The sequence below is a fragment of the Staphylococcus sp. FW104-15G4D genome (assembly GCF_058790135.1).
In genome coordinates, this window is record NZ_JBYTCH010000002.1 from 319244 (window position 1) to 345262 (window position 26019).

Below are 26019 nucleotides of genomic sequence, written 5' to 3' on the forward strand. Positions count from 1 at the left end.
TTATTTATGCTCATATGTTACTTAGAACTACTTCTTCAATAGTAGTTAATACACCTTGTTTATCATTAGATGGTGCTACACCACTCGCTAATTCAAATAATGATGCGTCGTTACTATTTTCCATAACATAACTAAATTGTGCGAGTTCTAGCATATCTTTATCATTATTAGCATCTCCAAATGCCATTAATTCAGTAGACGACATCCCCCATTCAGTAAGTAATCGTCTTAATGCTTGACCCTTTGTCATATTAGGCATAATGACATCTATACTATCGTGCCCACTTGAGACTAGCTTAATTGTATCTTTAAAAGCTCTCTCTAACTCATCATCCAAGTGAGGATGAGTATCTCGATTGATATTGAAAGCAATTTTAACATAATCGTCTTCAGGTAAATGTTGAAGTGAATCAATTTCTTCTAATTGATGATAATAAAAATGCGCGTCCTCTTTAAAAGTTGCTTGGGTACTTTTTAAAATATACGCACTTTTCACACCACATATGATGAGTTCATCCATCTTGTGGTCACTGCTTAAATAATCAACAACGTCTTGAAAATCTTGTCTATTGAAACTTCGGTAGTTGTACAACTTATTCCCATTATATATGACTGCCCCATTTTCAGAAATAAAGAACATATCTCTAACGCCAAAGATAGACTTCAATTTCGCATATTGATTTCCACTTGCAGCTATAAATTGTATGTTATGCTTCTTTAATTTTTTAAAAATTGTTTCAAACCGTGCCTCATCAAATTGCTTATTTGAATCTAAAAAAGTGCCATCCATATCTACTGCAATTGCGCGTATCATTTTAATATCCCCTTTAATTGACCAACTTTAATCTCATTATATCTGTGTGTGTGAATGGAATGAAGTTAAAGATAAGTCTATGAAACTATATTCACATTTAGAAATTGATTTCATCACTTAAAAATACTTAACTCATGTGAATGTTTGTTAAATGTCTATTAAACTTTATGATTTATTACTATAGTAAAAGGTAGAAGTATCTTGTATATACTCCTACCTGATTGTTCTTAATTCACTTGTGTTGCGATGAATATTTTTCGTTTCTCCCAGACACCTGTTTTCTCATTATAATCATCACAAGTAATCAACGTTAATTGATTTTTTTTACCTTTTTGTTCATCTAAAACTTCAACATCTGATGGATTAACGTCATGAATTTTTGTCATTTTATACTTACGTGTTTGATTACCTACTTTAAAATATACTTTACTTCCTTTTTTAGCTGCTTTTAGGTTAGTAAATTGATAGTGCGGACGGTCAGTAAATGTGTGACCAGCGATAGAAATATTTTGTTGATCTAATGATTCATCACCTTCAGCGAAACTCACACCTCTATTAAGTTGCTCTAGTGTCGCAGGTCCTGGATAAACCGGCTCCTTAATTTCAGCATCTGGTACTTCAATATAACCAGCCATTTTGGATTTATCCTTTGGAATTGTAGGTGTCTTTTGTTTCGTCGAGGTATCCTTTTTTTCATCGTTGTCATATTTCTCAATCTTATTGTCGTTATCTTTTTCATGAAGATAATTATCAATATGTGGCTTTGCAAATAAATATATTGCTAATAATATTAATAAGACACCAATGAACGTCGTTAATCGACTCGTCCATTTTTTCATTACTGTAACTCCTTTAAATGTTTTTAAAGATTTATCGTAGTTTGAGATAAGTATAGCATTATTTTGACACGACAACACTAATATAAAAGGAGCTTATAAAATCTTTTATAAATATCGCATGTGAAATTACTTAACAAATAATTGATTTATTAGAAATAAAGGTATTTAATGGAATGTAAAAAGAGGGGTGCCAAATGATTAGACATGCTAGAAAAGAAGACCTGCCAGATATTCTTAAAATTTATAATGACGCCATAATTAATACTACTGCAGTATATACATATGATCCCAAGGAATTAGAAGAACGACTACAGTGGTTTGAAACAAAATCAATAGCCGAAGAACCTATATGGGTATATGTTAAAGACCATCATGTTATAGGTTATGCAACATATGGCTCTTTTAGAGATTGGCCAGCCTATCTTTATTCTATTGAACATTCGATTTATGTTGATCCCGACTATCGTGGTCAAGGTATAGCTTCAAAGTTATTAGAAATACTCATTCAAGACGCAAAGGCCAAAAATTATCGAACAATTGTAGCGGGGATAGATGCTTCTAATGTAGGAAGTATTGAGCTACATAAAAAATTTAATTTCACTCACGCTGGAACAATTAAAAATGTAGGATATAAATTTGAAAGATGGCTCGATTTAGCATTTTATCAGCTTGATTTACATCAATAAAAAAGAATGAAATTTAACTAAGGAATGTCTTTGGTTAAATTTCATTCTTTGTTTTTATTTTCAATAACAAAACGAATATAGTAGAACATAAAAACGAGAATCATACTTAATGATAATGATTTAAATAATAAGTTGACCCATGTCCCCTCTGTAGTCCATAAATAAGTTATCGTTGTGTTAATGATGAATGCTAGAAAGATAAGGAATAATCTTAGCATTGCATCAACCCCTTTTAAGCTATTTTAGATTGGGGACCCACATTTTGCAATACTAAAGAAGCACTTATGATGGTAATAATTCTTTAGTGCTTCTTACATAATAGTTTCTTGACTATTGTGTTCATCTAATATGCGAATTCTAATTTCGACGGTGTTCTTAATGCAATAGACCATAGTCTATTGTAATCCTTTTTAATCATTCAACTATGTACTTACTAAAACAGTTAATCTTTATAACCTTAGAAAAAAGCACTTTAGTCTTGCTATACACAAAACTAAAGTGCTTAATCATTATATTTATAAGTTATTTATTATTTACCATATTTTCAGCTTCACCGAAAATTTTACGTTTAATTTCTTCACCAGTTGGTGTACCAGCTAGACCACCTAAACCTGTTTCACGAAGAGATGCAGGTAAATTACGACCAACTCTGTCCATCGCACCGATAACTTCATCAACTGGAATACGACTTTCAACGCCAGCTAATGCAAGGTCTGCTGAAATTAATGCGTTACCTGAACCAATAGCATTTCTCATTACACAAGGAATTTCAACGAGTCCTGCTACAGGATCACAAACTAAACCTAATAAGTTACTTATCGCAAGTGCCATCGCATGACCAGATTGCTCTGGCGTACCGTTAAAGATAGCTACAGAAGCTGCCGCAGCCATTGCTGACGCAGAACCAACTTCTGCTTGGCAACCGCCTGTAGCACCAGCAACACTTGCGTTGTTTGCAACTACACGTCCAAATAATGCTGAAGTAAATAGGAAATCTATCATTTGATCTTCAGTTAAATCATGCGTTTTCTCTAATTTGAAAAGAACTCCGGGTATAGTTCCCGAGGAACCAGCTGTAGGTGTAGCACAGATGATACCCATTGCTGCATTCACTTCGTTTGTTGCAACTGCACCTTTAACGGCTTCAATCATTTCTTTCCCTGATAAAGCATGATTGTTTTCGTTGTAATCACGAAGTTTTGCCGCATCATGGCCTGTATAACCTGTAACACTTTCTACACCGTCTCCAGTAGTACCTTTTTCTACTGCATCACGCATCACTTCAAGATTTTGTTTCATGCGTTCACGTACTTCGTCGCGTGATATACCTTCTCTTTCCATTTCTTCGTTGATCAAGATATCAGCGAAGGAAATGTCATGTTCAACAGAATAATCTATTGTCTCTCTAATTGAATCAAACATTTATAATCCCCCTCTAATTGATATAGGAAACGTTTAAGTCACTGTATTTTTCTCTAATTTTGTTTAATGTTGATTCTGAGATTGCTTTATTTAAAGGTAATACAACTAGACCATTATTGTCGCTCGTCTTGACAGTTTCATCACCAAAATCAATTTCCATATCTGTCATGTCGTTGATTAAGTGATTCACCTGAGCTTTATCCATTTCGCCGTCTATTTCTAACATTGGAAGTCCATTGTTAATTTCAACTTCTAAGCCATTGACGTTAATGCCTTTAAGTTTAATTGTACCGCCACCAATTGAAATACCAATGACTTCAATGTGACGTCCACTTTCAGAGTTCGCCTTAATATAAGCACAGTTAGGATGTTGACCGATACTTTCTCCATCTTCTTCGATGATATCAACATCAATATTTTCATCCTTAGCTATATCTAATGCTGATTTAATTCGGCTATCGAAGGTGCTATAGCCCATAGCACCACCAACTACAGCTACGTCTGTACCATGTCCTTGGTGCGTCTTAGCAAAAGATTCATAATAATGAATCTCTAAAGTTTTAGGCATGTCTCCTAAAACAGCACGTGCTGAGTTACCTATTTTAACTGCACCAGCAGTATGAGAACTTGATGGTCCCATCATAACTGGTCCAATAATGTCAAAAGCACTTTGGTAATCATAGCTTTTAGCCATTATTAAACACTCTCCTTAACTCGATTCTTTTTCCCTGGTAATTTGAAACTAATATTCATTAAGTTAAACTTCTTGATAATTGAACTCATAACGAATGCTAGTACTACACTTACTATACCCACTGTGATGATAGTTATGATAGAAGTCACTGCATTATTAAATCCAAATAATACAATCGCACCTGCGATCGGTGTAGCCATACCTTTTACATTGATTACTAGTCCACTGAATGTAACGATACAAGCATTTACAACACCGATGATGGCATTCGTACCATAAAGTTGTAGTGGATATTTTGCAATTAAATCTATTTGTGTCAATGGTTCGATAAATACTGCGAACGCATTGGTTTTCTTACCAATATGCAGTCTACTGAATAGTACTGCGTTAACGAATGAAGCACCAGTACATGTTAATGCACCGATTGCCATTGGTATACCTGTAAGCCCTAATAAGCTTGTTAAGACCATTGAACTTAAAGGCGTCATGCCTGTTACAGGTATAACTAGTCCTAATATAACTGCTAAAGCATAAGGATTATCATTACCTACAGATGAGATAGCTGAACCAATTTGTTTAAGTACAGCGATAACCCCTGGTGAAATTAAATTTGCTAAACCAAATGTAATTGCTGGAGCCAATAAAATTACAACAATTAAATCTAGTCCTTCTGGAACTTTTTTCTCTATCAATTTAATCCCAAAAGCAATAATATATGCTGCTATAAATGCTGGCAATAATTTTGAATCATGTAAAACTAAACCAACGATAACAGCAAAAACTGGAGATACACCCAAGTTTAAACATGTTAAAATACCAACTGCAATTCCGCTTAAACTCCCTGCTAAGTCACCAATTTCTTGAAAAAATTTAATGTGGAACACGCCACCGATAGCATAACTTAAGAATGCTTGTGGTAAGTATGTGGCACAAGCTGCCCCTGATAAAGCTTGTAAACCTTGTTTACCATATGGCGCAAAGTTTAAGAACAGCGTCATGATGATAAGTACAATTACTAGTGTCCCTACTCCTAAGATTATATTCATTTCCCCATAACCTTCTTTCTGTTTTTTTAGGCCATAGCTATCGTACACCCTTAAGAAAGCGATTTCAATAATTTACAACAAATAAATTAGTAGATATTGTGAAATAATTCACTAAGTTATATTTTTATTGTTGCAAAAAGTACAAAAGAGAAATTATTTTGTTATTTGATTTTATTCGAAACATTTTACACCTAACCCTGACGAATGTAAACGCTATCATAAACATTAATTTACCCTTACCTCAAAATCGTCTTCATATGATGTACAGATAACTAGTACATATCATTTAGGCGACTTATATATTCTAACGCTTATTATCTCAAAATGTAACAAATTGCTCACAATTTTTAAGGGCTTATTGCAAATTTCTAGTGCAACCAGCCCTTAAATATGAATGTTTAATTTAAAATTGTATTTTTACCCTTAAACCTATTTTCAGATTCACGGGTGAATTTTATCATTTTCTACTCTTACCTATATCATTTTAATTAATTAGGCGGACTTCTACCTCTATATCTTTTCAATAAGTAAAAGTTACCCTTTAATGAAAAATAATTTTTCGGCTAAGTCATAATTCTTTTGACTCAATGAAAATTCTTGTCTTGTAAGTCTTTCTGGTAATTCAAGTATAAGTAAGAAAAGTTTGTCTACATTTGTTAACACTTCTTTAGATGTAGACATAGATATTGATTCCATTTGCTCAATAAATGGTGCGTATCTACAGTAAGCACTAACAAATATTTGTAGAGGATAGATGCTTTGATTGTTTTTATATAAATTAATGAAGACTTTAACAATATGACTGGGATAGATGATTTCTATAATATTATCTTGAATAGAGAATTTTAAATTGCATTTTTTGAGTTCTGAAAGTAGTTTTTGAAGCATATATAGGAGTAAAGGAATGTCGCGATTTTCATGAGCAGGTGGAAGGTTGAGTTTATCAGTTAATGTATCTGGATCTAATGGGAATGATAATTTAAGTGGTTTAACAGTTGTTTTGATTTTTAATTGGGTCATTCTAGAGTATGCACTCAACATTTCACTGTGCTGGTTGACAGGATAGAATTGTAAAAAACGTAACTTTTCATCATTAATATCACTTTCAGCTTCATCTCTTAGATTGATAAACTGATTATTTACTTGATGCGAAGGTGGTTGATATTGAGGGAATTGAATTGACCTTTGAAGTTGGTATGTAGTGGGTAGTGTAATATCTTGGTGTTCAAGTTCAAGTAATAAATTAGGATAGTCGAGTTCATTCATATACGCAAACGTTCGTGGCGACATACGGCTTAGAAACTCACACAATTCTTGTTTCAAAATTAACATATTATCATCCTCTCGGTGTCTTATTTTTTAATTGTGCTCATATATTAATTGTTAAAATATAATTTTATTAAACGTTCTATTTAGTGTAATGTCAATATTCATTTCCTTGAAAATAATTTTTCTTTTTTGTCGCTCAAACTAAAAATCAATTATTGTTTCCCATCTTTTCAATAATTCACTTTTTTCAATAAATTTCTATATAAAGTCTAGGTTTTGCATTTAGAGTTATCAAGATAAAAAAACTCTCGCACAAGAATTGTCCGAGAGTTGGTACTTTACTTTGTAATCGCTAGCAGTTCCTTTGTTAGTTCTTTCGTTTGCTTATAGACTCGTTGATAAACATTATGGAATTGTTCGTATCGTTTATGATTTTCGGCATTAGGTTTAAAAACTTCTTCAACTTTAATAAATGTCTCAACACAATCAGCTACACTTTCAAACCAACCTAGTCCGTATGCTGCAAGCATAGCTGCTCCCATACTTGGACCTTCTTCATGTTTTAATTTTTTCACTTTCATATTAAAAACATCTGCTTGAAGTTGAAGCCAGAACTTACTTTTAGCCCCTCCACCAATTGAGGTAATTGAATTGATTTCGTGTCCTGCTTCTCGCATTATTTTGATTGAATCATATAAAGAATAAGTAATACCTTCTATAACTGCACGTGCAAAATCTGCTTTTTTGTGTTGTCCACTAATACCAATAAAACTACCTCTAATGTAGGCATCCCCATGTGGCGTGCGTTCACCAGCTAAGTAAGGAGCAAATAATAAGCCATTTGCTCCTAGTTTGGCACTTTCAGCAGAATCTAAAATTTGGGCGAAGGAGTCATTTTCAAAGAATGTGGTCTTCAACCAATTCAAACTATAACCTGCAGCTAATGTAACTCCCATCGCATAATACGTATTAGGAATACTGTGATTGAAGAAATGTAAATTCTGATCATACTCTGTAACATGATTATGTTCAACATTTAATACAACGCCAGATGTTCCTATACTACATAATGCCTCTTTATCATTAATCACGCCAGCTCCTATAGCTCCACAGGCATTATCCCCACCTCCGGCAAATACAGCAACCTGATGCTTTAAACCTAGTTCATCTGCCAGTAATTCGCTAACGTACCCAACACATTCATGTGAATTGACTAATGATGGATAAATATCAGGGATATTGAAAATTGAGCCCACATCTTTTGTCCACAAATTTGTTTTAGGATTTAATAATAATGTGCTAGCCGCATCACTGTATTCCATATTAATTTGATTCGTTAAACAATATCGTAAATAATCTTTAGGTAACATAAATACATTCACTTGTTCCCAAATTTCAGGCTCATGTTGTTGAACCCATAACATTTTAGGTAATGTAAATCCTTCTAATATTGGGTTATAGTTGAGTCTCTCACCATACACTTCTTTAATTTGACGACACTGTTCCGAATTTCTAGTATCATTCCAGAGTATTGCATTGCGTAAGGGCTGTCCTTCTTTATTTAAGACGACTAGACCGTGCATCTGTCCTGAGAACGAAAGACCTTTCACAGCTTTATTCTTTAAAGCATTTGAAGAGATAATGCGCTTAACGCCACGCTTAGTAGCTTGAAACCATTCATTAGGGTCTTGTTCACTATATCCAGGTTGCTCTTGAAATAATTTCAATGGTTCACTTACAGTCTCCAATACTTCGCCTTGGCGATTGACTGCGATAATTTTAATTGCGCTCGTTCCTAAATCAATACCTAAAACAACTTCTTCCATCTTTTGATCACCCTTCGTTTATGTCAAATATGTATTAAGTTATCTCTGTATATTTATATCATATATGCTTACATACTATATGAAAACTTAAAGTTTGGAGTTAATAGTATTTTAGAAAAAATAATAGCTCTAAGATGATTGTTTTAACACAACTTCTTAGAGCATTTTTTTAATTATGAATACGTAATGAAATACCTTTCACTTATAAGACCAGCTAATTATTTATAGACATTGATTACTTCATCTCTAGTAGGAATAGCTGCTTGAGCTCCTTGTCGTTGAACAGTTAAAGATGATGCTTGATTAGCGAATTGGATAGCTTGTTCCAAATTACTCAAATCTTTGTTTAATTGGCTCACAAAAGCTCCAATAAATGTATCACCTGCAGCAGTAGTATCAATAGCTTCTACTTTATAAGCTGGAACAATGTTGGATTCATTCTCAGTGGCATAATATGTACCTTGTTCCCCAAGCGTAATAAGTATTGTTGAAATTCCTAATTTGAAGAAATATTCTACGGTTTCTTTCATGTTATCTTGATTAGTGATAGAGATACCTGATAGTAGTTCAGCTTCAGTTTCATTAGGAATAATAATATCTGTTAATGCTAATAAAGATTTAGGTAAATCAATCGCAGGGGCAGGATTGAGTACAGTTGTTACACCATTTGCTTTAGCAATTTTAAAGGCTTGTTCTATAGCTTCAATTGGTATTTCTAATTGTGCCACAACAAAGTCCGCTTCAGTAATTGGTTGTTCTGCTGCCATGACATCTTTAGCACTTAAAGTCATATTTGCTCCACCATATACTAAAATTGTATTCTGACCGTCTTCTGATACTGTTATGAAAGCTTGTCCTGTTTCTTCATTATCAGCGGTTAAAATATATTCCGTATTAATAGACGCCTCTTTGAAATCTTCAATGATAAAATCGGCATTCCCTTCTTTACCTACTTTAGTAACAAAAGTTGTTTCAGCTTCTAGACGACCAGCTGCAATCGCTTGATTAGCACCCTTTCCTCCACCAAATTCTCGTTGCGCTTGATCAATGTGTAATGTCTCTCCTGGTTTAGGAAAACGCGTCACGTTAATAAATTTATCAACATTGGTTGAACCTACTATAACTACCTTGTTTCTACTCATTGAAATAGCCCCCTTTTTAGATATATAATTCTTCAATCGTGCTTTCTATCAAAAAGTGACATTAGATTCTAATACGATATTAGAGAATGGTGTGGTCTCTCCTGTTCTAATGTTCCCTTTATTATGTGGTGATTGAAGCATCTCTTTCATTTTACTATGAGAAATAAATTCAATCTCTACATGTTCCTCGATTAAGTGTTTAATTGCTTTAAGCTGAGTTGAATTATTTGTTTTTATCTCTTCTGCTAAGTAAATTTTTTGAATCTCCACTTCTGTTAAAACATTTTCAAGTACATCTATAAAACTTGGTAAGCCTTTAGTTACTGCTAAATCAATACGTCTTTCATCATTAGGTATAGGCATTCCTGCGTCGTTGATGGTAATTAAATCATAATGTCCTAAAGTTGAGATAGCTTGTGAAACATGACTATTTAATACTGCTGTCTTTTTCATAAATATCAATCCCTCACTAAGTTATTTAATAAATACAGTTACGGAAGCAGCAATAAGAATTAAAACCAATCCGACAATAGTAATCATTAATTCTTTTGGTGTTTTCTTCTGATTTAAAAAGAAAATACCTGTTAAAGTTGCTAAAACGACTGAAGTTTGGGAAAGAACGAAACCAGTAGCTAGTCCATTCATATTGGGTTGGGCTGAAATTAAATATGTTAACGCGGCAAAGGCGAAGAAGAAACCAGAAATAATTTGTTTCCAACTGACTGCTTCTTTAAAGGCATTCCCTTTGTTCATATTCATTAGAGCATAGATGACTGCTACAATTACCATACCAATAGCATGTGGTAAAAATGCTTTTAATCCACCTATATCTGTAGCTTGTGGTGCAGCTGAATAAACCCAATATCCAATTTCACCAATAAGTAATAAAACCACTGCTTTTCTAAGATTTTGACTATACTCTTGTTCACTTTTCTCTGACCAAACTGTCATGCGTGCGCCAACTAAAATTACTATGAGTGCTACGAATCCAATCATTTTGTTTGCTATACCAGGCCAGTTACCTAAAGCGAATACGCCCCATAACGAAGCACCTAATAATTGAAAAGCTGTTGTAATAGGCATAGCTCTAGATGATCCTACTAACCCAAACGCTTTAAATGTAATAATTTGACCAAATGCCCATCCGGCACCTGAAATAATTGAAAATATGAGTGCCATACCTCCGGGTATTCCAATACCTTTTACCACGGCTAATATAATTGCAAAGATTAATGTCCCGACTGTTGCACCAAAGATTTGGTTCACAGGTCGTCCACCAAATTTAGATGCAATCGTTGGGAACAATCCCCAACCTAATAACGGTCCTAATCCTATTAATAAAGCTATAATATCCATAAGCCACCTCGAAGTCTTAAATAATATGTAAAACTTTTACTCAATCATCATACTATTTATGAATTTACCTGTATACGCTTACACCCAATGTCATAAAACTGTCGGATATGCATAAATTTTTTTACGGTGAGGGAAAATTAATATTGCAATCATAAATCAGTCATTTTAAAATTAAATGTTTTAATCACATGATTCCACTAAATACATAAAAACACCTTCAAAGTGATATGATTTCAACTTTGAAGGTGTACTATTATTTGTATTTAATTTTTAACGGTTACCAACATCTGAACCGACGTCTACTGATTTTTTATTTTTATCATACACGGCACCTTGAACACTACCGAAGTTAGGGTCATTACGTTTTTCCTGAACGCCATAACCTAAACTTTTGAAGATGTTAATATCTTCATCGCTTGTAGCATTTTCATAATAAACTGTACCACCATCATTATAAAAACGTGGTTTATCAACAGATTCTTGCAACGTACCGTTACCATTTAAATAATCTACGATAACCTCATCTAAGATAGTAGGAATTTTGTTACCTCCAGGAGTACCAATACCCATGTAGAAGTTAGGACCTACCACTACTGATGGTGAAATGAATGATCTTGGTGCTTTATGAGGTTCCCCATAGTTAGGACTCGTTGATTCTTTAGAGAAGTCTCCTAATGAGTTGTTCATATAGAATCCTTCTTTCATGAAATCACCAGATCCAAAGTAACTTGAAAGTGTATTAGTCGTGCTTGCTAATTTACCATCTTTATCAATAACTACAAAGTGCGTTGTACTTGTATTATCAGTTCTTATTTGGTTAAAGTCACTACCATTTTCTGTGTTGCTTCCAACATTAACTTTATTTAATTGACCAAGTAAGTAATCATCCGATAATTGTTGGTCGTTACTTGCTTCTGAACCATTAACGATATCACGGTTTTGGTACATTAAATCACGTGATTTAATCATCGCAGTAATAAAGCTAGTACGGTCAGCATTATTTTGGTTTTCTTGTTCATCAACTTTTAAACCTTGTAAAGTTAGCGTACCACCTAATGGGTTAGAAGTTGAATAAATTTTGTTATTTTTATAAGTTGTGCTTACTGGTTCTTTTGATTCAGTTTTGAAGGTTGTGAAGTCCTTTTCAGTCAATTTATTTTTTAACTGTTTAGAAATACTTTTGCCTACGTCTTTGTAGAAGTAATCTGGGCCTTTATCACGGATTTTCTTTAACGTGTCAGCAAGTTTACTTTGCTTAACAACGTCACCTTCACGTACTGTTTTACTTCCTTTGAAGAAAGGTGAATTACGGTCAATCTTAGAGCCGTAAATTTTCAAACTACGTTCAAGTTCTGAATCTACTTCGAAGCCATCTTCTGCTAAAGGAATGACGTAGTTAAAGATTTTCTTCTCATCCATTTTACCTTCTTTTTCATGCATATCATGCATACCTCTAACGAAGCCAGGTACACCGATTTTGTCGCCTTGTTTATAATTGTATGAAGACATTGTCTTATATTCATACATTTTAGGGACTTCTCCATCTTTACCATTATAGGTTAGCGTTGCGCCCCCACCGCCTAAACCAGACGAATGAGGTTCAGTTACAGCTAGAGCATAAGCAACACCTTCAGCTGCATCTGTTGCATTACCGCCATCTTCAATTATTTTATTACCTACTTTAGTTGCAATTGCATTATTAGAGGCAACACCATAATTTTTTTGGTTACCAGATTGTTTATGGTTCGCTATCTTATTTTCATATAACGTGTCTTTGTCCACTTTCTTCTCTGTTGTTAAGAAATAAAAGAGGAACGAAATCACAATTGTTATAACTAAAATGACACTCAAGGTCACTTTATTATATATATTCATATTTAGCTTGCCCCTTTTGAAAGATATTGCTGTTCTCCATTTTTCAATTCATTTTGTTCATAATGATCTAAACCTTCATTTGCTTTGGCAAATGTCACTAATAAGAAAATGACAATAACTAAGATGACAACGACGATTGGCAACCAATGTTTTTTAATATTCAAAAGTATAACCTCCACTATTATCTGATTTTAAATTAACTGTTTTATCTTTGATATTGTTATGGAATCTTACATGATCCAATTTATTCATATCATCTTTAGAGATTTTACCGTCTTTTGACTGAATTGGTGTGATATGGAATTTATTATGTTTTCCGTTCCAATCTTGTTGTACGACCATGCCTTTTTGGTTTTTCGATAAGAAGTCATCTGAAGTTGTATTACCTAAACTATAGAAAATAGGTGTATTTTTATATTTTTCTATTTTCTGTACAACTGAATTATGACCAACAATAATGTCAGCACCAGCATCTGATAATGCGTGCGCATATTCTTTTTGTCTATCAGTTACATTTCTTTCATTAGGAATACCCCAGTCAACATTAACTACTACGTAATCATTGTTTTCTTTTAACTTCTTAATGAGTGGATAAAAAATCTTCGGATCTAAACTGATTGAAGTCGTATTTTTTAAAGGTTTAGTATAATTTGATTCAACATCTGTAAATGATACATTTGCGATTTTCTTACCTTTAATTTCTTGTTGAACAGTTTTACTATTTATAGGATTTGAACCATTTCCTGTTAAAAAGTTATAACCTGCTTGAGATTCAACTTTTCTCATTAACTCTGTCGCTTGAATATTATCAATAGACTTGTTGATGAGATTTACACTTTTAATATTTTGTTTACGTAAGAACATGATATTTTCTATGTTTTTATTAAGATCATCTTTTTGATTTTTTGAAAATTCATTAACCAATAAAGAAGCCGAAGAAAAATCACTATTCTTTAATGTGTCTTGAATTCCTGCAAATACATCATTCAAATTATTTTGGCGAATGTGTTTATTTAAAGTAATGTTGCCTAAGTATGTAAATCGAAGGCTATTTCCACTTTTAGCATCACTTTTGACAGGATCGACATGTATTGCTCTGATCGCAAATACTAATAGAATTAAAGCTAATAAAAGGACAATCGCCGTGTAAAGCGTGTTTCTTCTTTTATGTCTTTTAGACTGTTTAAGTAACCACTCACTGGGCGATAATCGTTTTTTCTTTTTCATTAATACGCGCTCCTTGTTCGTGATTAGTTGATAAAGCTATATAAGAACAAGATGACATAAGTAATACAAGTTAATAACATTGTAGTTGATAATGTAATTACGACACCTTGCTTTTGAACCGTATTTGCAATGATTCCTGGAATGACAACACCAATACCTGAAACTTCAACCATCTCAAATGGCGTGAGAGGATAAATTAAGTCAAATATAAACTTGAGTACCATACCAGTTAAAATCATAGCAGCGAATTTTCTTCTACCATATAAAATCACCCAATTACTAATACCGTTATTAACAATAAAGTAAGTTAAACAACTAATAATCAATACTGATAATAACATTATGGGTTGATCAAAAATTAAAGCTAAGTAACCAGGAACAACAAGTCCTGCCGGGTTGATCCCGAATTTCTCAGCAAATATTAAACTGAGAATAACACCTACGAATAAGGAGAAATATAACTCTGAACCTATCATTTTTTTATTCTATCCCTTCTATGAATTCCGCTATTCTTCCACCCGGGCCGTGGATGTTTCCTACACAAAAGACAAGTGCATTTTCTGACTCATGCATAATTCCTTTTTCAATTTCAGAGAATTCTTGCCCTTCGTAATTTAAATATTTCTTATCTGGCATTTTTTGCATTAGGTTTGAAACCATTTGCGTACTCTTACCAGTACAAATTAAAACATCATAATCAACATCTTCTAAGAAATTTTCAACGAATAATTGTGTTCTATCAATTCTATCTGAACGACAATTTAAAATGATAATTTTCTTTTTGTATGGATAATTATATGATTCAACTTTATTCAAAATTGCCTTTGTAGATTTTGGTTCATTTGCAGCAAAAGCATTAACAAAGACATTTTGCGTGTTATTTGCATGGAAATATTTAATACGCACCGCACCTGGATCGGCTGGGGCATTTAACATACCTTGAAGTGCTGTTTCATAATCTACACCAACAGCCTCTGCTATACCTAAGACAATGGCAACATTATCCGGGAAGACTAAGTAGTCAAATTTTCTTAAGTATGATTCAGGTATTTCGTCTTTATCTACAACGATGATTTCCGAATTTCGCTTTTTAGCTTCTTTCGCGAAGAAATCAGTATATTCATCTTTCATTACAACTAATTTACCATTATATGGAATAGTTGCTGTAAAGGCTTGAGCTACATCTTTAAGAGTTGGACCCAATACATCCATGTGATCTTCCATCACGTTTACAATAACGCCAATGTTTGCCTTTACTAAATCTTTTTGGAATGTAATTTGGTAGTCAGGGTTAACAGCCATACACTCATTAACAAGTGCGTTTGCTTTTTGCTTTACAACCTTACGAATAATATCACGCTGTTCACCAATATTTGCACCTTGAGGTTTTCTAATTACATCGTATTCTTTCTGTGTGAACCAGTACATCATTCTTGCATCTGTTCCAGTCGTTTTACCGATTACTCTGTAATGGTCTTCTCGAAGCACACTGTAAGCCATTCGAGTGATTGTAGATTTCCCACGAATCCCATTGATATTAATTCGTAAAGGGATTTTCTTTAGTCGATTCGCATGACGTCTTTTTTCTTTAATTCCTAGCCATAGAATCAACAGGACACACACTATAATGAGAATCAATCCGTCTTACCTCGCTTTTCTATGTAATATTAAATTGTTAATGGAAAATGATAAACACTAATTTAAATTAATTAACTCACAATTTTTACAAAAATTTAAAACGTTTCCATCATAGTAAAGTCTAAATAAAAAATTAATCAAAAGTCAATATAATCTATATAATTCATCATAATTCATTACAAATTTTTTTATTCTCTAACTAGTAGTAGACTATCATGTGCGTGTTGACTCAGTTTTAAATCTTTTAACCCAACATTAAGATAATGTAAATAAATGTAAAGTTATTGCATATACACTATGCATTTTTTAGAAAAAATGATAAATTTTATTTTTATATTGTAGAATTTTTTAATTCATTTCATATCTTTAGTAAAGTAATGAGAATTTTACTTTGAATTTACATTAGCTTAAAAAACACATGTTATCTTTAATATGAAAGTTACTACGACCTTAGGAGGATATGGATGGATAAACCAGTAAAACTCGCTGTTGGCGTCTATCTTGCAATCATACTAGTTGTTTGTAGTTGTTATCTTGCTTTTATACTTATCGGTAGTTTACAAGGTAAAGATATGAGTAATTCAGTTTTAGATAGTGATCATTCTCGTATCAACAACACATCTAGAAATAGTGATGAGGACGTAAGTTCAACATCAAGTCATTCAGATTCATCTCATTCACATTCTTTCACAACTTCTAACTACAAAAATGTAAATTCGAATAACACTCAAAATAATTATCATCAAACACCAAAAAATGCGAATTCCAGTTATCAGGTATATTGATAACAGAATTCGCATTTTTATTAATGTGATAATTGAAATTGTTTAGGTGTAACTTTGTATTTATCTTTAAACACCTGTATGAAATAACTCGTTGTAGAAAAACCGCAATCCATAGCTACTTCCGTTACATTATTATGAGTTAATTTAAGTTGCTTTGCGCCCTTTTCCAATCGATAATGCAATAAATATTGAAAAGGCGTCATACCTACATACCTTTTAAAGAGCTTAATCGTTTCTGAACTGCTAATGCAGGATATCTTACATAAGTCATGCATTTTTATTTTATATGTGTAATTCCTCTGAATAAAGTTTATGCACTCTTTTATTCTTTGATCAAAGTAATAATATTGTTTGGAATGATGAGTTTGATCAATCAGCATGACGAGATATTTCAAACAAATATAATACTCACTTAATATATTAAGTTGATAATGCTTATCTTTTGCTTCAAATAATTCTCCTACATTTTTTATCTTTTCAATTAATATCTTTTCTTCTACATTGACACCATTTATTTTCATATAAGGATGCTTATCAAGCGTATTAATAATTTGATTTACATATTTATAATTTACATAGTCTGTCGCATCAGGTAAACCAATATTCCAACAGTAAAAGGAAGTATCCGCTTCAAGCCCTTCTATTTTATGAACTACATTTGTATTAATAAACAAAGCTTGATCCTTTTTTAATACAACGGTTTGATTAGCAATTTCAATTTGAATAGTCCCACAAGTGACCACCATTAGCTGTAAATCATTGTGCCAATGCAAAGGGATATAACCTAGAATCGTTTGGTCAAGTTGAGTATGTAACATGATATGTTGCCATAAGGAATCTGGATAATGAATAATTTCTTCTAAATTATCTTTCAATCGGATATTTATTGCCATGAATATCAACCTCAACATATTGATACTTTTTTAAAGTAAAAAGATATATTTCTCATTATATACTATATATCATGAGATTAATCATCATTATGGAGGTGGCGAATTGAAAGGTTATAAACAATCGAGATTAAAAGGTATCTTATTCGCTATTATAGGGGCAAGCTTATGGGGATTAGGGGGAACTGTTTCAGATTTTCTATTTAAGCATGCAGGAATCAATGTAGACTGGTATGTAACTACAAGATTAATAATTAGCGGTTTATTTTTATTAGTCATGTTTAAAATAATGAATTCTAGACAATCCATATTTGTCATTTTTACTCGTGTATCTCACGTGATTACTTTGATAATTTATAGTCTCTTTGGCATGTTAATCGTTCAATATGCTTACATGGCATCAATTAATGAAGGTAATGCAGCAGTCGCTACTTTATTACAATATATTGCGCCTGTATATATCATTCTATGGTTTGCATTCAGAGGTAAAGAAAAGCTAAGGGCATTTGATATAGTTGTTGTACTCTTGACACTTGTCGGTACATTTCTGCTCTTAACAAACGGTTCACTTTCTAAATTAATTGTTGCCCCTTCAAGCTTATTTTGGGGAATCTTGGCCGGATTAGCTCTAGCATTTTACACTATCTATGCGGAAAAATTATTGAATAAATATGCCTCCATTTTAGTCGTTGGTTGGGCAATGATTATTTCCGGTATAATTATGACTTTACGTCATCCTATTTGGAACGTCAGTATGACTCAATGGCATGTGTCCACGTTTCTTTATTTAATATTTGGAATTATTGGAGGCACTGCTCTAGCATATTATCTATTTATTGATAGCTTGAAATATCTATCAGCTAAAGAAACAACGTTATTTGGTACGATAGAACCTGTAGTTGCAGTTGTAGCAAGTGGTTTATTTCTAGGTGTATCATTTAAGGCTTTTCAAATATTAGGAATTATTATCATAGTCGTTCTTATTTTAGTTCTTTCTTTGAAAAAGCAACCCAATATCGACAACTAAAATGATTACCAGCCACTAAAAATTAAAAAACTCACATGAGGAAATACCATAATGAGTGATTTTTCTCATGTGAGCTTTTAACTTATCGAAATTATTTTAGGATAATACGCTTTAATTGTTCTAAGAAGCGTTCTCGTTCTGGAATAGGAAAAATAGGATAAATATGGAACAAGCTATAACCTGGTATAAATTCGTGATTAATACCCTTTTCATTCAACATAGTTGAGAATTTAACAGCATCTGGATACAATGTTTCTTTCGTACCCGTTGTTATAGTAATATGCCCCAAATCCTCTAAATCTCCATACATTGGTGATAATTTGTAATGATCTAAAGGTGCATCGCCAGCCCATAAATTGACTAAATATTTACTACCTTCAATACCCAACATTGGATCTTCTTTTTCATATTTTCGAGCTTCTGGATTACTAAATGTTGCATCTAAAACAGGTGAAATTAATACAATATGGCTTGGTTGTGGTTCACTATCTTTTTTAAGCTGTTGAGCAAACGCTAATGCAATTTGTCCACCAGCAGAATCCCCCATTATTATCATTTGTTTTGAATCATCTATTTTATTTAGCAAATGATGATACAGCTTTGTCAGTAATTCAAATGTAGTACGATAATCCCTATGTGGAATTTTTGGATAAATTGGCATAACAACCTTCGCATTTAGCGAATCAGCCAATAAATCCATGTATTCAAAATGATAATCTAATGGGTCCTGAAACCATGCTCCACCGTGTATATACAAAATAGTACGTTGATCGCGTTGTCCTTCATCATTGACGATATAAACTAAGGAACCATCGTAGTCTTTAATTTGAACTCCATGACTAAATTCATAATCTGTTCCACTATATTTACCCGCTGTTTCGTATTTCGTTTCCTCTAGAGCTTTTTCTGCATCTTGTACATTTTCAAACGTTTTTTTCATTCCAGACATGCGAATCATTTTTTCTTGTAAAAAGCTCTTATAACTTCTCTTTTCTTTGACTCTTGCATATAAAATTGTGCCGACAATAGTGGATCCTATAATGGTTGCTAATTTTCTCAACATCTGAAAGTCGACCTCCTCATTTTCTATTTAATACCATTTTAAATCAAAAATAGAAAAACTTTGAGTAAATGACTTCAACAGTCCCTAATTAAATAAGAAGATTAATTATTTAGTATTAATAAAACCATTACCTAAGACATCACGCACATCGTGTATGACGAGGAAGGCACTTTCGTCATAAGAATTAACAATCTTCTTCACAGTACCAATCTGACTTTGTGAAACAACAGCGTATAATACATCTGTATTGTTTTGCTGATAAGCGCCTTTACCACTTAATAATGTTGACCCTCTGCCAGTTGCTTGATATATGTCAGAGCTTATTTGTCTATTGTATTCAGAAATCACTGTCACAGCCTTCTTAGGATTAAAACCTTCTACTACAAAAGCCATTGCTTTCTCCACTATGAATAGCATAACAATTGTATAAAGTACATTTGAAACCGGTAAGACAAGAAGGAAGGATAGCACGACTAAAGTATCTAAAATTAATAATGCTTGAGAGGTTTTTACTTCTGAATATTTGCTTATAATTCTAGCAATAACTGATGTCCCGCCTAATGTACTTTGAGCAGCAATAACAAGTCCTGTGCCAATACCGATGAGTAAACCAGCGAAAACAGAATTGATAAAGTTTTCATGAATACCTAATCCAAAATGCTCTGTTAAATCTAGGAAAATAGAACTTGCTGTAATCGTTATTGCAGTGTATATAGCAGTCGTTCGGCTTAAAAATTTCCATCCTACAACAATTAAAATAGCGTTAATAATAAATGAACTTAGCGCCGGTGAAATACCTAATGTATAGTTCAAAATAAGCGATAGACCAATTGCTCCACCTTCACCTAAATTACCAGGAATAACAAAGCAATTGACTCCTAACGCAATAATTAACGTCCCTAGTAAACAAAAAATAACGTTTTTAAAGTGTTCTTGACGACGTTTTTTCTCCATTTGAGCCTCCTCCAAGTGTTTTCATTTTTTATATGTTTGATTTTTCTTATTCTTGAAAAAGTCACACGTCTCTAATAATAACACTAAGTTTTTGTCTACCCAATCAATGAAGTTTAAATAAAAAAAAGAAATGAAACAAAAGTTGTTCCATTTCTTTATTTAAGAGAATCATGCATTAACTTAAGTTGATGTTCAAACGATTGCATATCGATAAAACGTCCTTGTCTATGCATTTCCTTACCATTTAAGAAAATTAAATCTACCGGTACTGTAAAAATTGATAATTCTCCAGCAATCTCCTCTACATGAGATTGATTGACGACACCTAATTTTGCAAAAGGATATTCTTGTAATAAGTCTTGAAGTTGTGGAAGGACAGCATGACAAACGCTACAATGATCTCTCATAACATGGATAACTGCTAGTTCATTAGATTGAATAAACTGGTTAAATGCATAAATACTTTGTAATGTTTGAGTCATGGTCATCACCTTCCTTTTATTTTCTATTATTATTAATTAAAACTTTTCTTTTAGCAAAGTTTTTATTTAATTTTTAAGAATATCTTGAAATACTTGTGGCATTTTTGTGATTTTTTCTCTATCTAAATCATAAAATCCACCCATTTGAGACCCTACGCAATGCACTTTATCACCTGACGAGATTTCAAATTTAAAAACCCATTTCAATTTACTAGCTTGAACAAGCCAACATCTACCCACTGGGCGATCGTGAATCGTTATAGGCACTTTATATTCAATTTCAGTTTTCATAAGGATCGGCGAAATGTGATTCTTAATCATCTCTGAGTAATTCATATATTGATTAATAAATACTGTTCGTAAGTCTTCAAACCATCTGACATAAACAATATTACTAACAATACCCATAGCATCAATATCGTAATTATTCACTTCTATCTCTTTCTCAGCTACTAATTTACCTTCATGATTCATAACTCATTCTCCTTTACTATATTCAATTTTATTTTACAACGTTATTTACAGATTTTCATTTAGATAAACTGATTAAGATTAATATGAGTAAATTTACTATTTGTCATAAAGATGACTTAAACCGCTTACAAGAAGCATGGTATAATTATTGTGAAAATATTCACAATATTAGGAGGTTTTGCTAATGAAAGCATACAACTATGTTAAACCCGGAGTGGCTGAACTCATTGATAAAGAAAAACCAGAAATTACTGAAAGTACTGATGCTATTATAAGAATGGTTAAAACAACAATTTGTGGAACTGATTTACATATTATTAAAGGAGATACTCCTGAAGTTACTGAAAATACAACTTTAGGTCATGAAGGTATTGGTATTGTAGAATCTGTTGGTAGCAACGTTAATAACTTTAAAGTCGGTGATAAAGTTATCGTATCTGCTGTTTCTTCATGTGGTAAGTGTTACTACTGTACAAAAGGTATATACGCTCATTGTGAAAATGATGGCGGATGGATTCTTGGGCACTTAATCAATGGTACTCAAGCTGAGTATGTTAAAGTTCCTTTCGCAGATAACTCTTTATATCATGCACCCGCTTCTTTACCTGATGAAGCACTTGTAATGCTATCAGACATTTTACCAACAGGTTATGAAATTGGTGTATTAAAAGGAAAGGTCAAACCAGGAAGCACTGTTGCAATAGTAGGTGCTGGTCCAGTTGGTTTAGCTACACTGTTAACTGCACAATTCTTCTCTCCTTCTAAAATAATCATGATTGATTTAGACAATAACCGATTACAAACAGCCCGCTCTCTTGGTGCAACGCATTTAATTAATTCTAAAAATGTCGAAGAGGCTATACAAAAAGTGAAAGAATTAAATCCTCGCGGTGTAGATGTAGCCATTGAGGCAGTAGGTATCCCACAAACTTTTGACTTATGTCAAAAACTCATTGGTGTCGATGGTACGATTGCGAACGTCGGCGTTCATGGTCTACCTGTTCAATTTGATATAGACAAACTTTGGATTAAAAATATCAATGTAACTACAGGATTAGTTTCTGGTAATACAACTGAAGAATTGTTAGAAGCATTAAAAAGTAAAATTATTCAACCTGAACAATTAGTTACACATTATAGTAAATTAAGTGATATTGAAAATGCCTACGAATTATTTAGAAATGCAACTGACCATAAAGCAATTAAGTTACTTATAGAGAATGATATTACTCCAGTATAATATACCCTTTTTTAAACACTAAAAAAATAAGCATTTAATTCTTACTTAATCATTATGTGACAGATGACCAAGTTTGAATTAAATGCTTTTTGCTAAATCAAAACTTTCATTATTATTTAAAATAGAAATATAAGTAAATAATTAAAAAAGGTAGCGTTGTTAAAGAATTGTTAAATATATGTACCATCATACTGTCCTTCAAGTTTCGCCTTCTATCATAAGCAATATAGAGAATAATTCCCATTAAAAAATAAATTGCATAAGAAAATATATTTGATGATAGATGTTGAGAGCTGAATATCAATGATGAGAAAATTAAGGGTAGCCAAAAGCGGCATTTCATAAATAAAGTTTCCTTAAAGATTCCTCTAAATAACAATTCTTCTAAATATGGTCCTATGATACAAAGACACAATACGGTTACTAATACAATAGTGGGATGAGGTAAATGGCTTTTATCCATAAGTGAACTTAAACTGTCATCTATTGTTTCCTGATTTTGTGTGTTTGAATTACCTGTAAAAATAAACATTAAAGCATTCGCACTAATACTACAGAGAATTACGAGAAAGAAAAAACCAATATTGATAAAGATATCTTTAATACTCATCTTAAAATCTTGATATTCATAAGTACGATATAAATAATAGGATCTTATCCCCCAAATGATTAAAAGTGTAATTCCTAGAATAAACATACTCATCGCTATTGTATACCAATCATTCAGTCTTAAAGATAATGGAAGTGCAACAAGTGATAAACCCACAGGAACTTGTATTACGACTATCATTATTAAGTAGATGAGAACATTGATTATCTTGTTCCCTTGATGTCTAACTCTAGAATTCTTGTTTATTTTAGAATCACACATACTTTTAACCTCCAGCTTTAGTGATAACATTTATGTAACTTACATTACTACATTGCTATTTATTGTTACCGTTGTCAATGTTATACAAAAAAAGTGCACATCTTTGAAATCTCAAAAATATGCACTACCAATTATGTGTTATTTAATTTTCATTATAACTTTTTCTGGATCTACAGATTTAACATCTTCAATTGTTAATGTTTTATCACCTAAATTTGTGATAATTACCGGCGTAACAATACTTGGTGCGTTATCTTTTAGATAAGCTAAATCAATTTTCATTAAAGGTTGACCTTGTGTTACAGTTTCATCAGCTTGAACAAAGCTTTCAAAGCCCTGTCCATTCAATTTAACTGTATCGATACCAATGTGAATTAAGACTTCTACACCTGTATCTGATTCTAAACCAATCGCATGTTTCGTTGGGAAGATGGTTTTAACTGTACCATCAAATGGTGCTACAATTTCGCCTTTTTCAGGAATGAAACCTACGCCATCGCCCATCATTTTTTCAGAGAAAACTTTATCCGGAACATCCGTTAATGGAATCATTTGACCATGTCCAGGTGAATAAATTTCAGTTTCAATGACGTCTTCTACATGAACTGGTTCATCAGAAATCTCTTCAGTTACTGTTGTCTCACTAGGTTTAGTAATTTCTCCACTCATAATCTTTGCCATGTCATGCTTAATTTGATCTGATTTTGGGCCAAATATAGCTTGCATGTTATTTCCTACTTCTAGAACTCCAGAGGCACCTAACGCTTTCAATCCTTGAACGTCTACCTTCGATTTATCTGCGACTTCAACTCTAAGACGTGTAATACAAGCATCTAGATGTTTAATATTTTCTTTACCGCCCATAGCATCTAATACATCAAATGGTAATTTAGCAACACTTGAATTGCGTATCTCTTGTTCTTTATCTTCACGACCAGGTGTTTTTAATTTGAATTTTCTAATTGCAAAGTCAAATAAGAAGTAATACACAATCGCATACACAATACCTACTGGAATAACCCAAAGCGCGTTTGTGCGATGCCAGTTAAGTAAACCGTATAAAATATAATCAATAAACCCTCCGGAGAAAGTCATACCTATTTTTACACCTAACAAGTGCATGACCAAGAAAGAAGTACCTGCTAAAAATACATGAATCACATATAAAATGGGTGCCACAAATAAGAATGAGAACTCTAATGGTTCAGTAATACCTGTTAAGAAAGAAGTTAAAGCTGCTGATAACATTAAACCTCCAACAACTTTCTTACGTTCTGGGCGAGCATTTTTATAAATGGCGAATGCTGCCGCTGGTAAACCAAACATCATGAATGGATATTTACCTGTAGTGAATGCGCCAGCTGTAAATGGCACGCCATCTTTCAATTGTGCCATCCAAATTCTTTGGTCTCCACGTACTAAATCTCCAGCGTGATTTGTATAATGGCCAAATTCAAACCAAAATGGTGCATAGAAAATGTGATGCAGACCGAATGGAATAAGTGATCGCTCAATAATCCCAAAAATAAACGTAGTTAAAGTTAAGTTCTTATTCAATAAGAAGTTTGAAAGCCCATTTAAACCATCTTGAATAGGCGGCCAAACAAAACTTAATATGATACCTGTCGCAATTGCGACAACTGATGTCACGATAGGTACAAAACGCTTCCCTGCAAAGAAACCTAAGAATGCTGGTAATGTAATGTTATAAAATTTGTTATAACACCATGCAGCTAAGGCCCCCATGATAATACCACCGAATACCCCTGTTTGAAGTGTCGGAATTCCAAGAATTAATGCATGAGCAGGATCTTTAGCTGCTTGGCTTAATTCCTTAGCACCATTTGAGTATGAGAATATATCATCAATAGTGATATGTAGAACTTTACCCATTGTCGCATTCATAATAAGGTAACCTACTAGTGCTGCAAGTGCTGCTACACCGTCTCCTCCTGCTAAACCAAGTGCTGTTCCGATTGCAAATAATAACGGTAAATTGTCAAAAACCACTTGTCCTGAAGCTTCCATAACTGAAGAAATTGCTACAAACACAGGATGGTTTAACCACGGTGCAAGGTGAACAAGTTGTTCATTATGCATTGCATTACCAAATGCAAGCAAGATTCCGGCAGCAGGTAATATTGCTACTGGTAGCATTAATGCTTTACCAATACGTTGTAACTGCCCAAATAGCTTTTTAAACATATTAAACATTCCTCTCCATCTATAGTTGATACATGTAATGGCATAAAAAAAGACATGAACAAACAAGACCATCATTTTCTTTAATAACTCAAAAAGATGGTAAACCTCATTTGCTCATGCCTGCATAACCAGTAACACGCAATATTTAATATTTATTTACACTAAGTATACACAGTTAATAAAGCGTTTACAAG

The 26019-nt window shown here is 32.9% G+C and carries 27 protein-coding genes; 4 read left to right on the forward strand and 23 right to left on the reverse strand.

All coding sequences use genetic code 11. The features are described 5' to 3' along the window. Nucleotides 1-10: 10 nt before the first annotated feature. Nucleotides 11-814, reverse strand: coding sequence for a Cof-type HAD-IIB family hydrolase (locus AC3WQX_RS07945; protein WP_049427884.1), 804 nt, complete (start codon nucleotides 812-814; stop codon nucleotides 11-13). Between the two features lie 227 nt (nucleotides 815-1041). Next, nucleotides 1042-1653, reverse strand: coding sequence for a class A sortase SrtA (gene srtA, locus AC3WQX_RS07950; protein ID WP_002432701.1), 612 nt, complete (start codon nucleotides 1651-1653; stop codon nucleotides 1042-1044). A 194-nt stretch (nucleotides 1654-1847) separates the two neighbouring features. On the opposite strand from srtA, the gene AC3WQX_RS07955 reads away from it, so the two are divergent. Next, nucleotides 1848-2339, forward strand: coding sequence for a GNAT family N-acetyltransferase (locus tag AC3WQX_RS07955; RefSeq protein WP_030058792.1), 492 nt, complete (start codon nucleotides 1848-1850; stop codon nucleotides 2337-2339). Between the two features lie 41 nt (nucleotides 2340-2380). Here AC3WQX_RS07955 and AC3WQX_RS07960 read toward each other — a convergent pair whose 3' ends face one another. From AC3WQX_RS07960 to pgsB, 14 genes are all read right to left on the reverse strand, one after another. Further along, complete coding sequence (locus tag AC3WQX_RS07960; RefSeq protein ID WP_016898584.1) at nucleotides 2381-2557, reverse strand: hypothetical protein; 177 nt, start codon at nucleotides 2555-2557, stop codon at nucleotides 2381-2383. Nucleotides 2558-2861: 304 nt separating this feature from the next. Beyond that, entirely contained in the window at nucleotides 2862-3761 is a 900-nt protein-coding gene (gene sdaAA / locus AC3WQX_RS07965; protein ID WP_002432338.1) for an L-serine ammonia-lyase, iron-sulfur-dependent, subunit alpha, read from the reverse strand. A 13-nt stretch (nucleotides 3762-3774) separates the two neighbouring features. Beyond that, nucleotides 3775-4455, reverse strand: a complete 681-nt coding sequence (gene sdaAB / locus AC3WQX_RS07970) for an L-serine ammonia-lyase, iron-sulfur-dependent subunit beta (RefSeq protein WP_002432599.1) — start codon at nucleotides 4453-4455, stop codon at nucleotides 3775-3777. Nucleotides 4456-4457: 2 nt separating this feature from the next. Then, nucleotides 4458-5501: a PTS sugar transporter subunit IIC gene (locus tag AC3WQX_RS07975; protein ID WP_002432706.1), complete on the reverse strand. Its 1044-nt coding sequence runs from the start codon at nucleotides 5499-5501 to the stop codon at nucleotides 4458-4460. A 534-nt stretch (nucleotides 5502-6035) separates the two neighbouring features. Beyond that, the gene (locus AC3WQX_RS07980) at nucleotides 6036-6833 is read right to left on the reverse strand and encodes a hypothetical protein (RefSeq protein WP_030058789.1); all 798 of its coding nucleotides are present in this window, start codon (nucleotides 6831-6833) and stop codon (nucleotides 6036-6038) included. Between the two features lie 275 nt (nucleotides 6834-7108). Then, nucleotides 7109-8596 carry a xylulokinase gene (xylB, locus tag AC3WQX_RS07985; protein ID WP_023351129.1) on the reverse strand — a complete coding sequence of 496 codons (1488 nt, stop codon included), beginning with the start codon at nucleotides 8594-8596 and terminating at the stop codon, nucleotides 7109-7111. Between the two features lie 218 nt (nucleotides 8597-8814). After that, on the reverse strand, nucleotides 8815-9738 hold the full coding sequence (rbsK, locus tag AC3WQX_RS07990; RefSeq protein ID WP_049427879.1) for a ribokinase: 924 nt from the start codon (nucleotides 9736-9738) through the stop codon (nucleotides 8815-8817). A 48-nt stretch (nucleotides 9739-9786) separates the two neighbouring features. Beyond that, entirely contained in the window at nucleotides 9787-10191 is a 405-nt protein-coding gene (rbsD, locus tag AC3WQX_RS07995) for a D-ribose pyranase (protein ID WP_030058786.1), read from the reverse strand. A gap of 21 nt (nucleotides 10192-10212) precedes the next feature. Beyond that, the gene (gene rbsU / locus AC3WQX_RS08000) at nucleotides 10213-11094 is read right to left on the reverse strand and encodes a ribose/proton symporter RbsU (protein ID WP_030058784.1); all 882 of its coding nucleotides are present in this window, start codon (nucleotides 11092-11094) and stop codon (nucleotides 10213-10215) included. A 270-nt stretch (nucleotides 11095-11364) separates the two neighbouring features. Then, nucleotides 11365-12969 carry a gamma-glutamyltransferase gene (locus AC3WQX_RS08005; RefSeq protein WP_193626828.1) on the reverse strand — a complete coding sequence of 535 codons (1605 nt, stop codon included), beginning with the start codon at nucleotides 12967-12969 and terminating at the stop codon, nucleotides 11365-11367. Between the two features lie 2 nt (nucleotides 12970-12971). Further along, nucleotides 12972-13133, reverse strand: coding sequence for a hypothetical protein (locus AC3WQX_RS08010; protein ID WP_002432774.1), 162 nt, complete (start codon nucleotides 13131-13133; stop codon nucleotides 12972-12974). After that, a complete protein-coding gene (locus AC3WQX_RS08015; protein ID WP_030058782.1) occupies nucleotides 13123-14196 on the reverse strand; it encodes a CapA family protein in 1074 nt (357 codons plus the stop codon). The genes AC3WQX_RS08010 and AC3WQX_RS08015 overlap by 11 nt, the downstream gene beginning before the upstream one ends. A 23-nt stretch (nucleotides 14197-14219) precedes the next feature. Continuing rightward, entirely contained in the window at nucleotides 14220-14672 is a 453-nt protein-coding gene (gene pgsC, locus AC3WQX_RS08020) for a poly-gamma-glutamate biosynthesis protein PgsC (protein ID WP_030058780.1), read from the reverse strand. A gap of 4 nt (nucleotides 14673-14676) precedes the next feature. Next, nucleotides 14677-15834 (reverse strand): poly-gamma-glutamate synthase PgsB, encoded by a 1158-nt coding sequence (pgsB, locus tag AC3WQX_RS08025; RefSeq protein ID WP_002432337.1) that lies wholly within the window; start codon nucleotides 15832-15834, stop codon nucleotides 14677-14679. A gap of 464 nt (nucleotides 15835-16298) precedes the next feature. Here pgsB and AC3WQX_RS08030 point away from each other — a divergent pair, with 464 nt between their 5' ends. Further along, complete coding sequence (locus tag AC3WQX_RS08030) at nucleotides 16299-16619, forward strand: hypothetical protein (RefSeq protein ID WP_030058779.1); 321 nt, start codon at nucleotides 16299-16301, stop codon at nucleotides 16617-16619. A gap of 20 nt (nucleotides 16620-16639) precedes the next feature. On the opposite strand, the gene AC3WQX_RS08035 is transcribed toward AC3WQX_RS08030, so the two are convergent. After that, entirely contained in the window at nucleotides 16640-17512 is an 873-nt protein-coding gene (locus tag AC3WQX_RS08035) for an AraC family transcriptional regulator (RefSeq protein ID WP_070862138.1), read from the reverse strand. 103 nt (nucleotides 17513-17615) lie between these two features. Here AC3WQX_RS08035 and AC3WQX_RS08040 point away from each other — a divergent pair, with 103 nt between their 5' ends. Then, nucleotides 17616-18536: a DMT family transporter gene (locus tag AC3WQX_RS08040; RefSeq protein ID WP_030058776.1), complete on the forward strand. Its 921-nt coding sequence runs from the start codon at nucleotides 17616-17618 to the stop codon at nucleotides 18534-18536. Nucleotides 18537-18627: 91 nt separating this feature from the next. Here the strand turns inward: AC3WQX_RS08040 and AC3WQX_RS08045 are convergent, their stop codons facing one another. The 4 genes from AC3WQX_RS08045 to AC3WQX_RS08060 form a co-directional block, all read right to left on the reverse strand. Then, on the reverse strand, nucleotides 18628-19599 hold the full coding sequence (locus tag AC3WQX_RS08045; protein ID WP_030058775.1) for an alpha/beta hydrolase fold domain-containing protein: 972 nt from the start codon (nucleotides 19597-19599) through the stop codon (nucleotides 18628-18630). Between the two features lie 105 nt (nucleotides 19600-19704). Continuing rightward, complete coding sequence (locus AC3WQX_RS08050) at nucleotides 19705-20553, reverse strand: YitT family protein (protein WP_213667891.1); 849 nt, start codon at nucleotides 20551-20553, stop codon at nucleotides 19705-19707. A gap of 155 nt (nucleotides 20554-20708) precedes the next feature. Continuing rightward, a complete protein-coding gene (locus AC3WQX_RS08055; RefSeq protein WP_030058773.1) occupies nucleotides 20709-21035 on the reverse strand; it encodes a thioredoxin family protein in 327 nt (108 codons plus the stop codon). 66 nt (nucleotides 21036-21101) lie between these two features. Next, nucleotides 21102-21509, reverse strand: a complete 408-nt coding sequence (locus AC3WQX_RS08060) for an acyl-CoA thioesterase (protein ID WP_030058771.1) — start codon at nucleotides 21507-21509, stop codon at nucleotides 21102-21104. 184 nt (nucleotides 21510-21693) lie between these two features. On the opposite strand from AC3WQX_RS08060, the gene AC3WQX_RS08065 reads away from it, so the two are divergent. After that, nucleotides 21694-22749: a zinc-dependent alcohol dehydrogenase family protein gene (locus AC3WQX_RS08065; protein ID WP_030058768.1), complete on the forward strand. Its 1056-nt coding sequence runs from the start codon at nucleotides 21694-21696 to the stop codon at nucleotides 22747-22749. A gap of 112 nt (nucleotides 22750-22861) precedes the next feature. On the opposite strand, the gene AC3WQX_RS08070 is transcribed toward AC3WQX_RS08065, so the two are convergent. Beyond that, a complete protein-coding gene (locus AC3WQX_RS08070) occupies nucleotides 22862-23620 on the reverse strand; it encodes a CPBP family intramembrane glutamic endopeptidase (protein WP_193626826.1) in 759 nt (252 codons plus the stop codon). Nucleotides 23621-23758: 138 nt separating this feature from the next. Beyond that, nucleotides 23759-25825 (reverse strand): glucose-specific PTS transporter subunit IIBC, encoded by a 2067-nt coding sequence (gene ptsG / locus AC3WQX_RS08075; protein ID WP_492740038.1) that lies wholly within the window; start codon nucleotides 25823-25825, stop codon nucleotides 23759-23761. Nucleotides 25826-26019: the final 194 nt, after the last annotated feature.

Excerpts from the sequence above, each read along its gene's own strand:
- pgsC (WP_030058780.1), bottom strand. The coding sequence starts at position 14,672 with ATGATAGGTTCAGAGTTATATTTCTCCTTATTCGTAGGTGTTATTCTC.
- AC3WQX_RS07980 (WP_030058789.1), bottom strand. The coding sequence starts at position 6,833 with ATGTTAATTTTGAAACAAGAATTGTGTGAGTTTCTAAGCCGTATGTCG.
- AC3WQX_RS08035 (WP_070862138.1), bottom strand. The coding sequence starts at position 17,512 with ATGGCAATAAATATCCGATTGAAAGATAATTTAGAAGAAATTATTCAT.
- AC3WQX_RS08065 (WP_030058768.1), top strand. The coding sequence starts at position 21,694 with ATGAAAGCATACAACTATGTTAAACCCGGAGTGGCTGAACTCATTGAT.
- AC3WQX_RS07955 (WP_030058792.1), top strand. The coding sequence starts at position 1,848 with ATGATTAGACATGCTAGAAAAGAAGACCTGCCAGATATTCTTAAAATT.
- AC3WQX_RS08045 (WP_030058775.1), bottom strand. The coding sequence starts at position 19,599 with ATGTTGAGAAAATTAGCAACCATTATAGGATCCACTATTGTCGGCACA.
- ptsG (WP_492740038.1), bottom strand. The coding sequence starts at position 25,825 with ATGTTTAAAAAGCTATTTGGGCAGTTACAACGTATTGGTAAAGCATTA.
- AC3WQX_RS08015 (WP_030058782.1), bottom strand. The coding sequence starts at position 14,196 with ATGAAAAAGAAAAAACGATTATCGCCCAGTGAGTGGTTACTTAAACAG.
- AC3WQX_RS07960 (WP_016898584.1), bottom strand. The coding sequence starts at position 2,557 with ATGCTAAGATTATTCCTTATCTTTCTAGCATTCATCATTAACACAACG.
- AC3WQX_RS08050 (WP_213667891.1), bottom strand. The coding sequence starts at position 20,553 with ATGGAGAAAAAACGTCGTCAAGAACACTTTAAAAACGTTATTTTTTGT.
- rbsU (WP_030058784.1), bottom strand. The coding sequence starts at position 11,094 with ATGGATATTATAGCTTTATTAATAGGATTAGGACCGTTATTAGGTTGG.
- AC3WQX_RS08055 (WP_030058773.1), bottom strand. The coding sequence starts at position 21,035 with ATGACTCAAACATTACAAAGTATTTATGCATTTAACCAGTTTATTCAA.
- AC3WQX_RS07975 (WP_002432706.1), bottom strand. The coding sequence starts at position 5,501 with ATGAATATAATCTTAGGAGTAGGGACACTAGTAATTGTACTTATCATC.
- AC3WQX_RS08060 (WP_030058771.1), bottom strand. The coding sequence starts at position 21,509 with ATGAATCATGAAGGTAAATTAGTAGCTGAGAAAGAGATAGAAGTGAAT.
- sdaAB (WP_002432599.1), bottom strand. The coding sequence starts at position 4,455 with ATGGCTAAAAGCTATGATTACCAAAGTGCTTTTGACATTATTGGACCA.
- rbsK (WP_049427879.1), bottom strand. The coding sequence starts at position 9,738 with ATGAGTAGAAACAAGGTAGTTATAGTAGGTTCAACCAATGTTGATAAA.
- srtA (WP_002432701.1), bottom strand. The coding sequence starts at position 1,653 with ATGAAAAAATGGACGAGTCGATTAACGACGTTCATTGGTGTCTTATTA.
- AC3WQX_RS07945 (WP_049427884.1), bottom strand. The coding sequence starts at position 814 with ATGATACGCGCAATTGCAGTAGATATGGATGGCACTTTTTTAGATTCA.
- sdaAA (WP_002432338.1), bottom strand. The coding sequence starts at position 3,761 with ATGTTTGATTCAATTAGAGAGACAATAGATTATTCTGTTGAACATGAC.
- xylB (WP_023351129.1), bottom strand. The coding sequence starts at position 8,596 with ATGGAAGAAGTTGTTTTAGGTATTGATTTAGGAACGAGCGCAATTAAA.
- AC3WQX_RS08070 (WP_193626826.1), bottom strand. The coding sequence starts at position 23,620 with ATGTGTGATTCTAAAATAAACAAGAATTCTAGAGTTAGACATCAAGGG.
- AC3WQX_RS08030 (WP_030058779.1), top strand. The coding sequence starts at position 16,299 with ATGGATAAACCAGTAAAACTCGCTGTTGGCGTCTATCTTGCAATCATA.
- rbsD (WP_030058786.1), bottom strand. The coding sequence starts at position 10,191 with ATGAAAAAGACAGCAGTATTAAATAGTCATGTTTCACAAGCTATCTCA.
- AC3WQX_RS08005 (WP_193626828.1), bottom strand. The coding sequence starts at position 12,969 with ATGAATATATATAATAAAGTGACCTTGAGTGTCATTTTAGTTATAACA.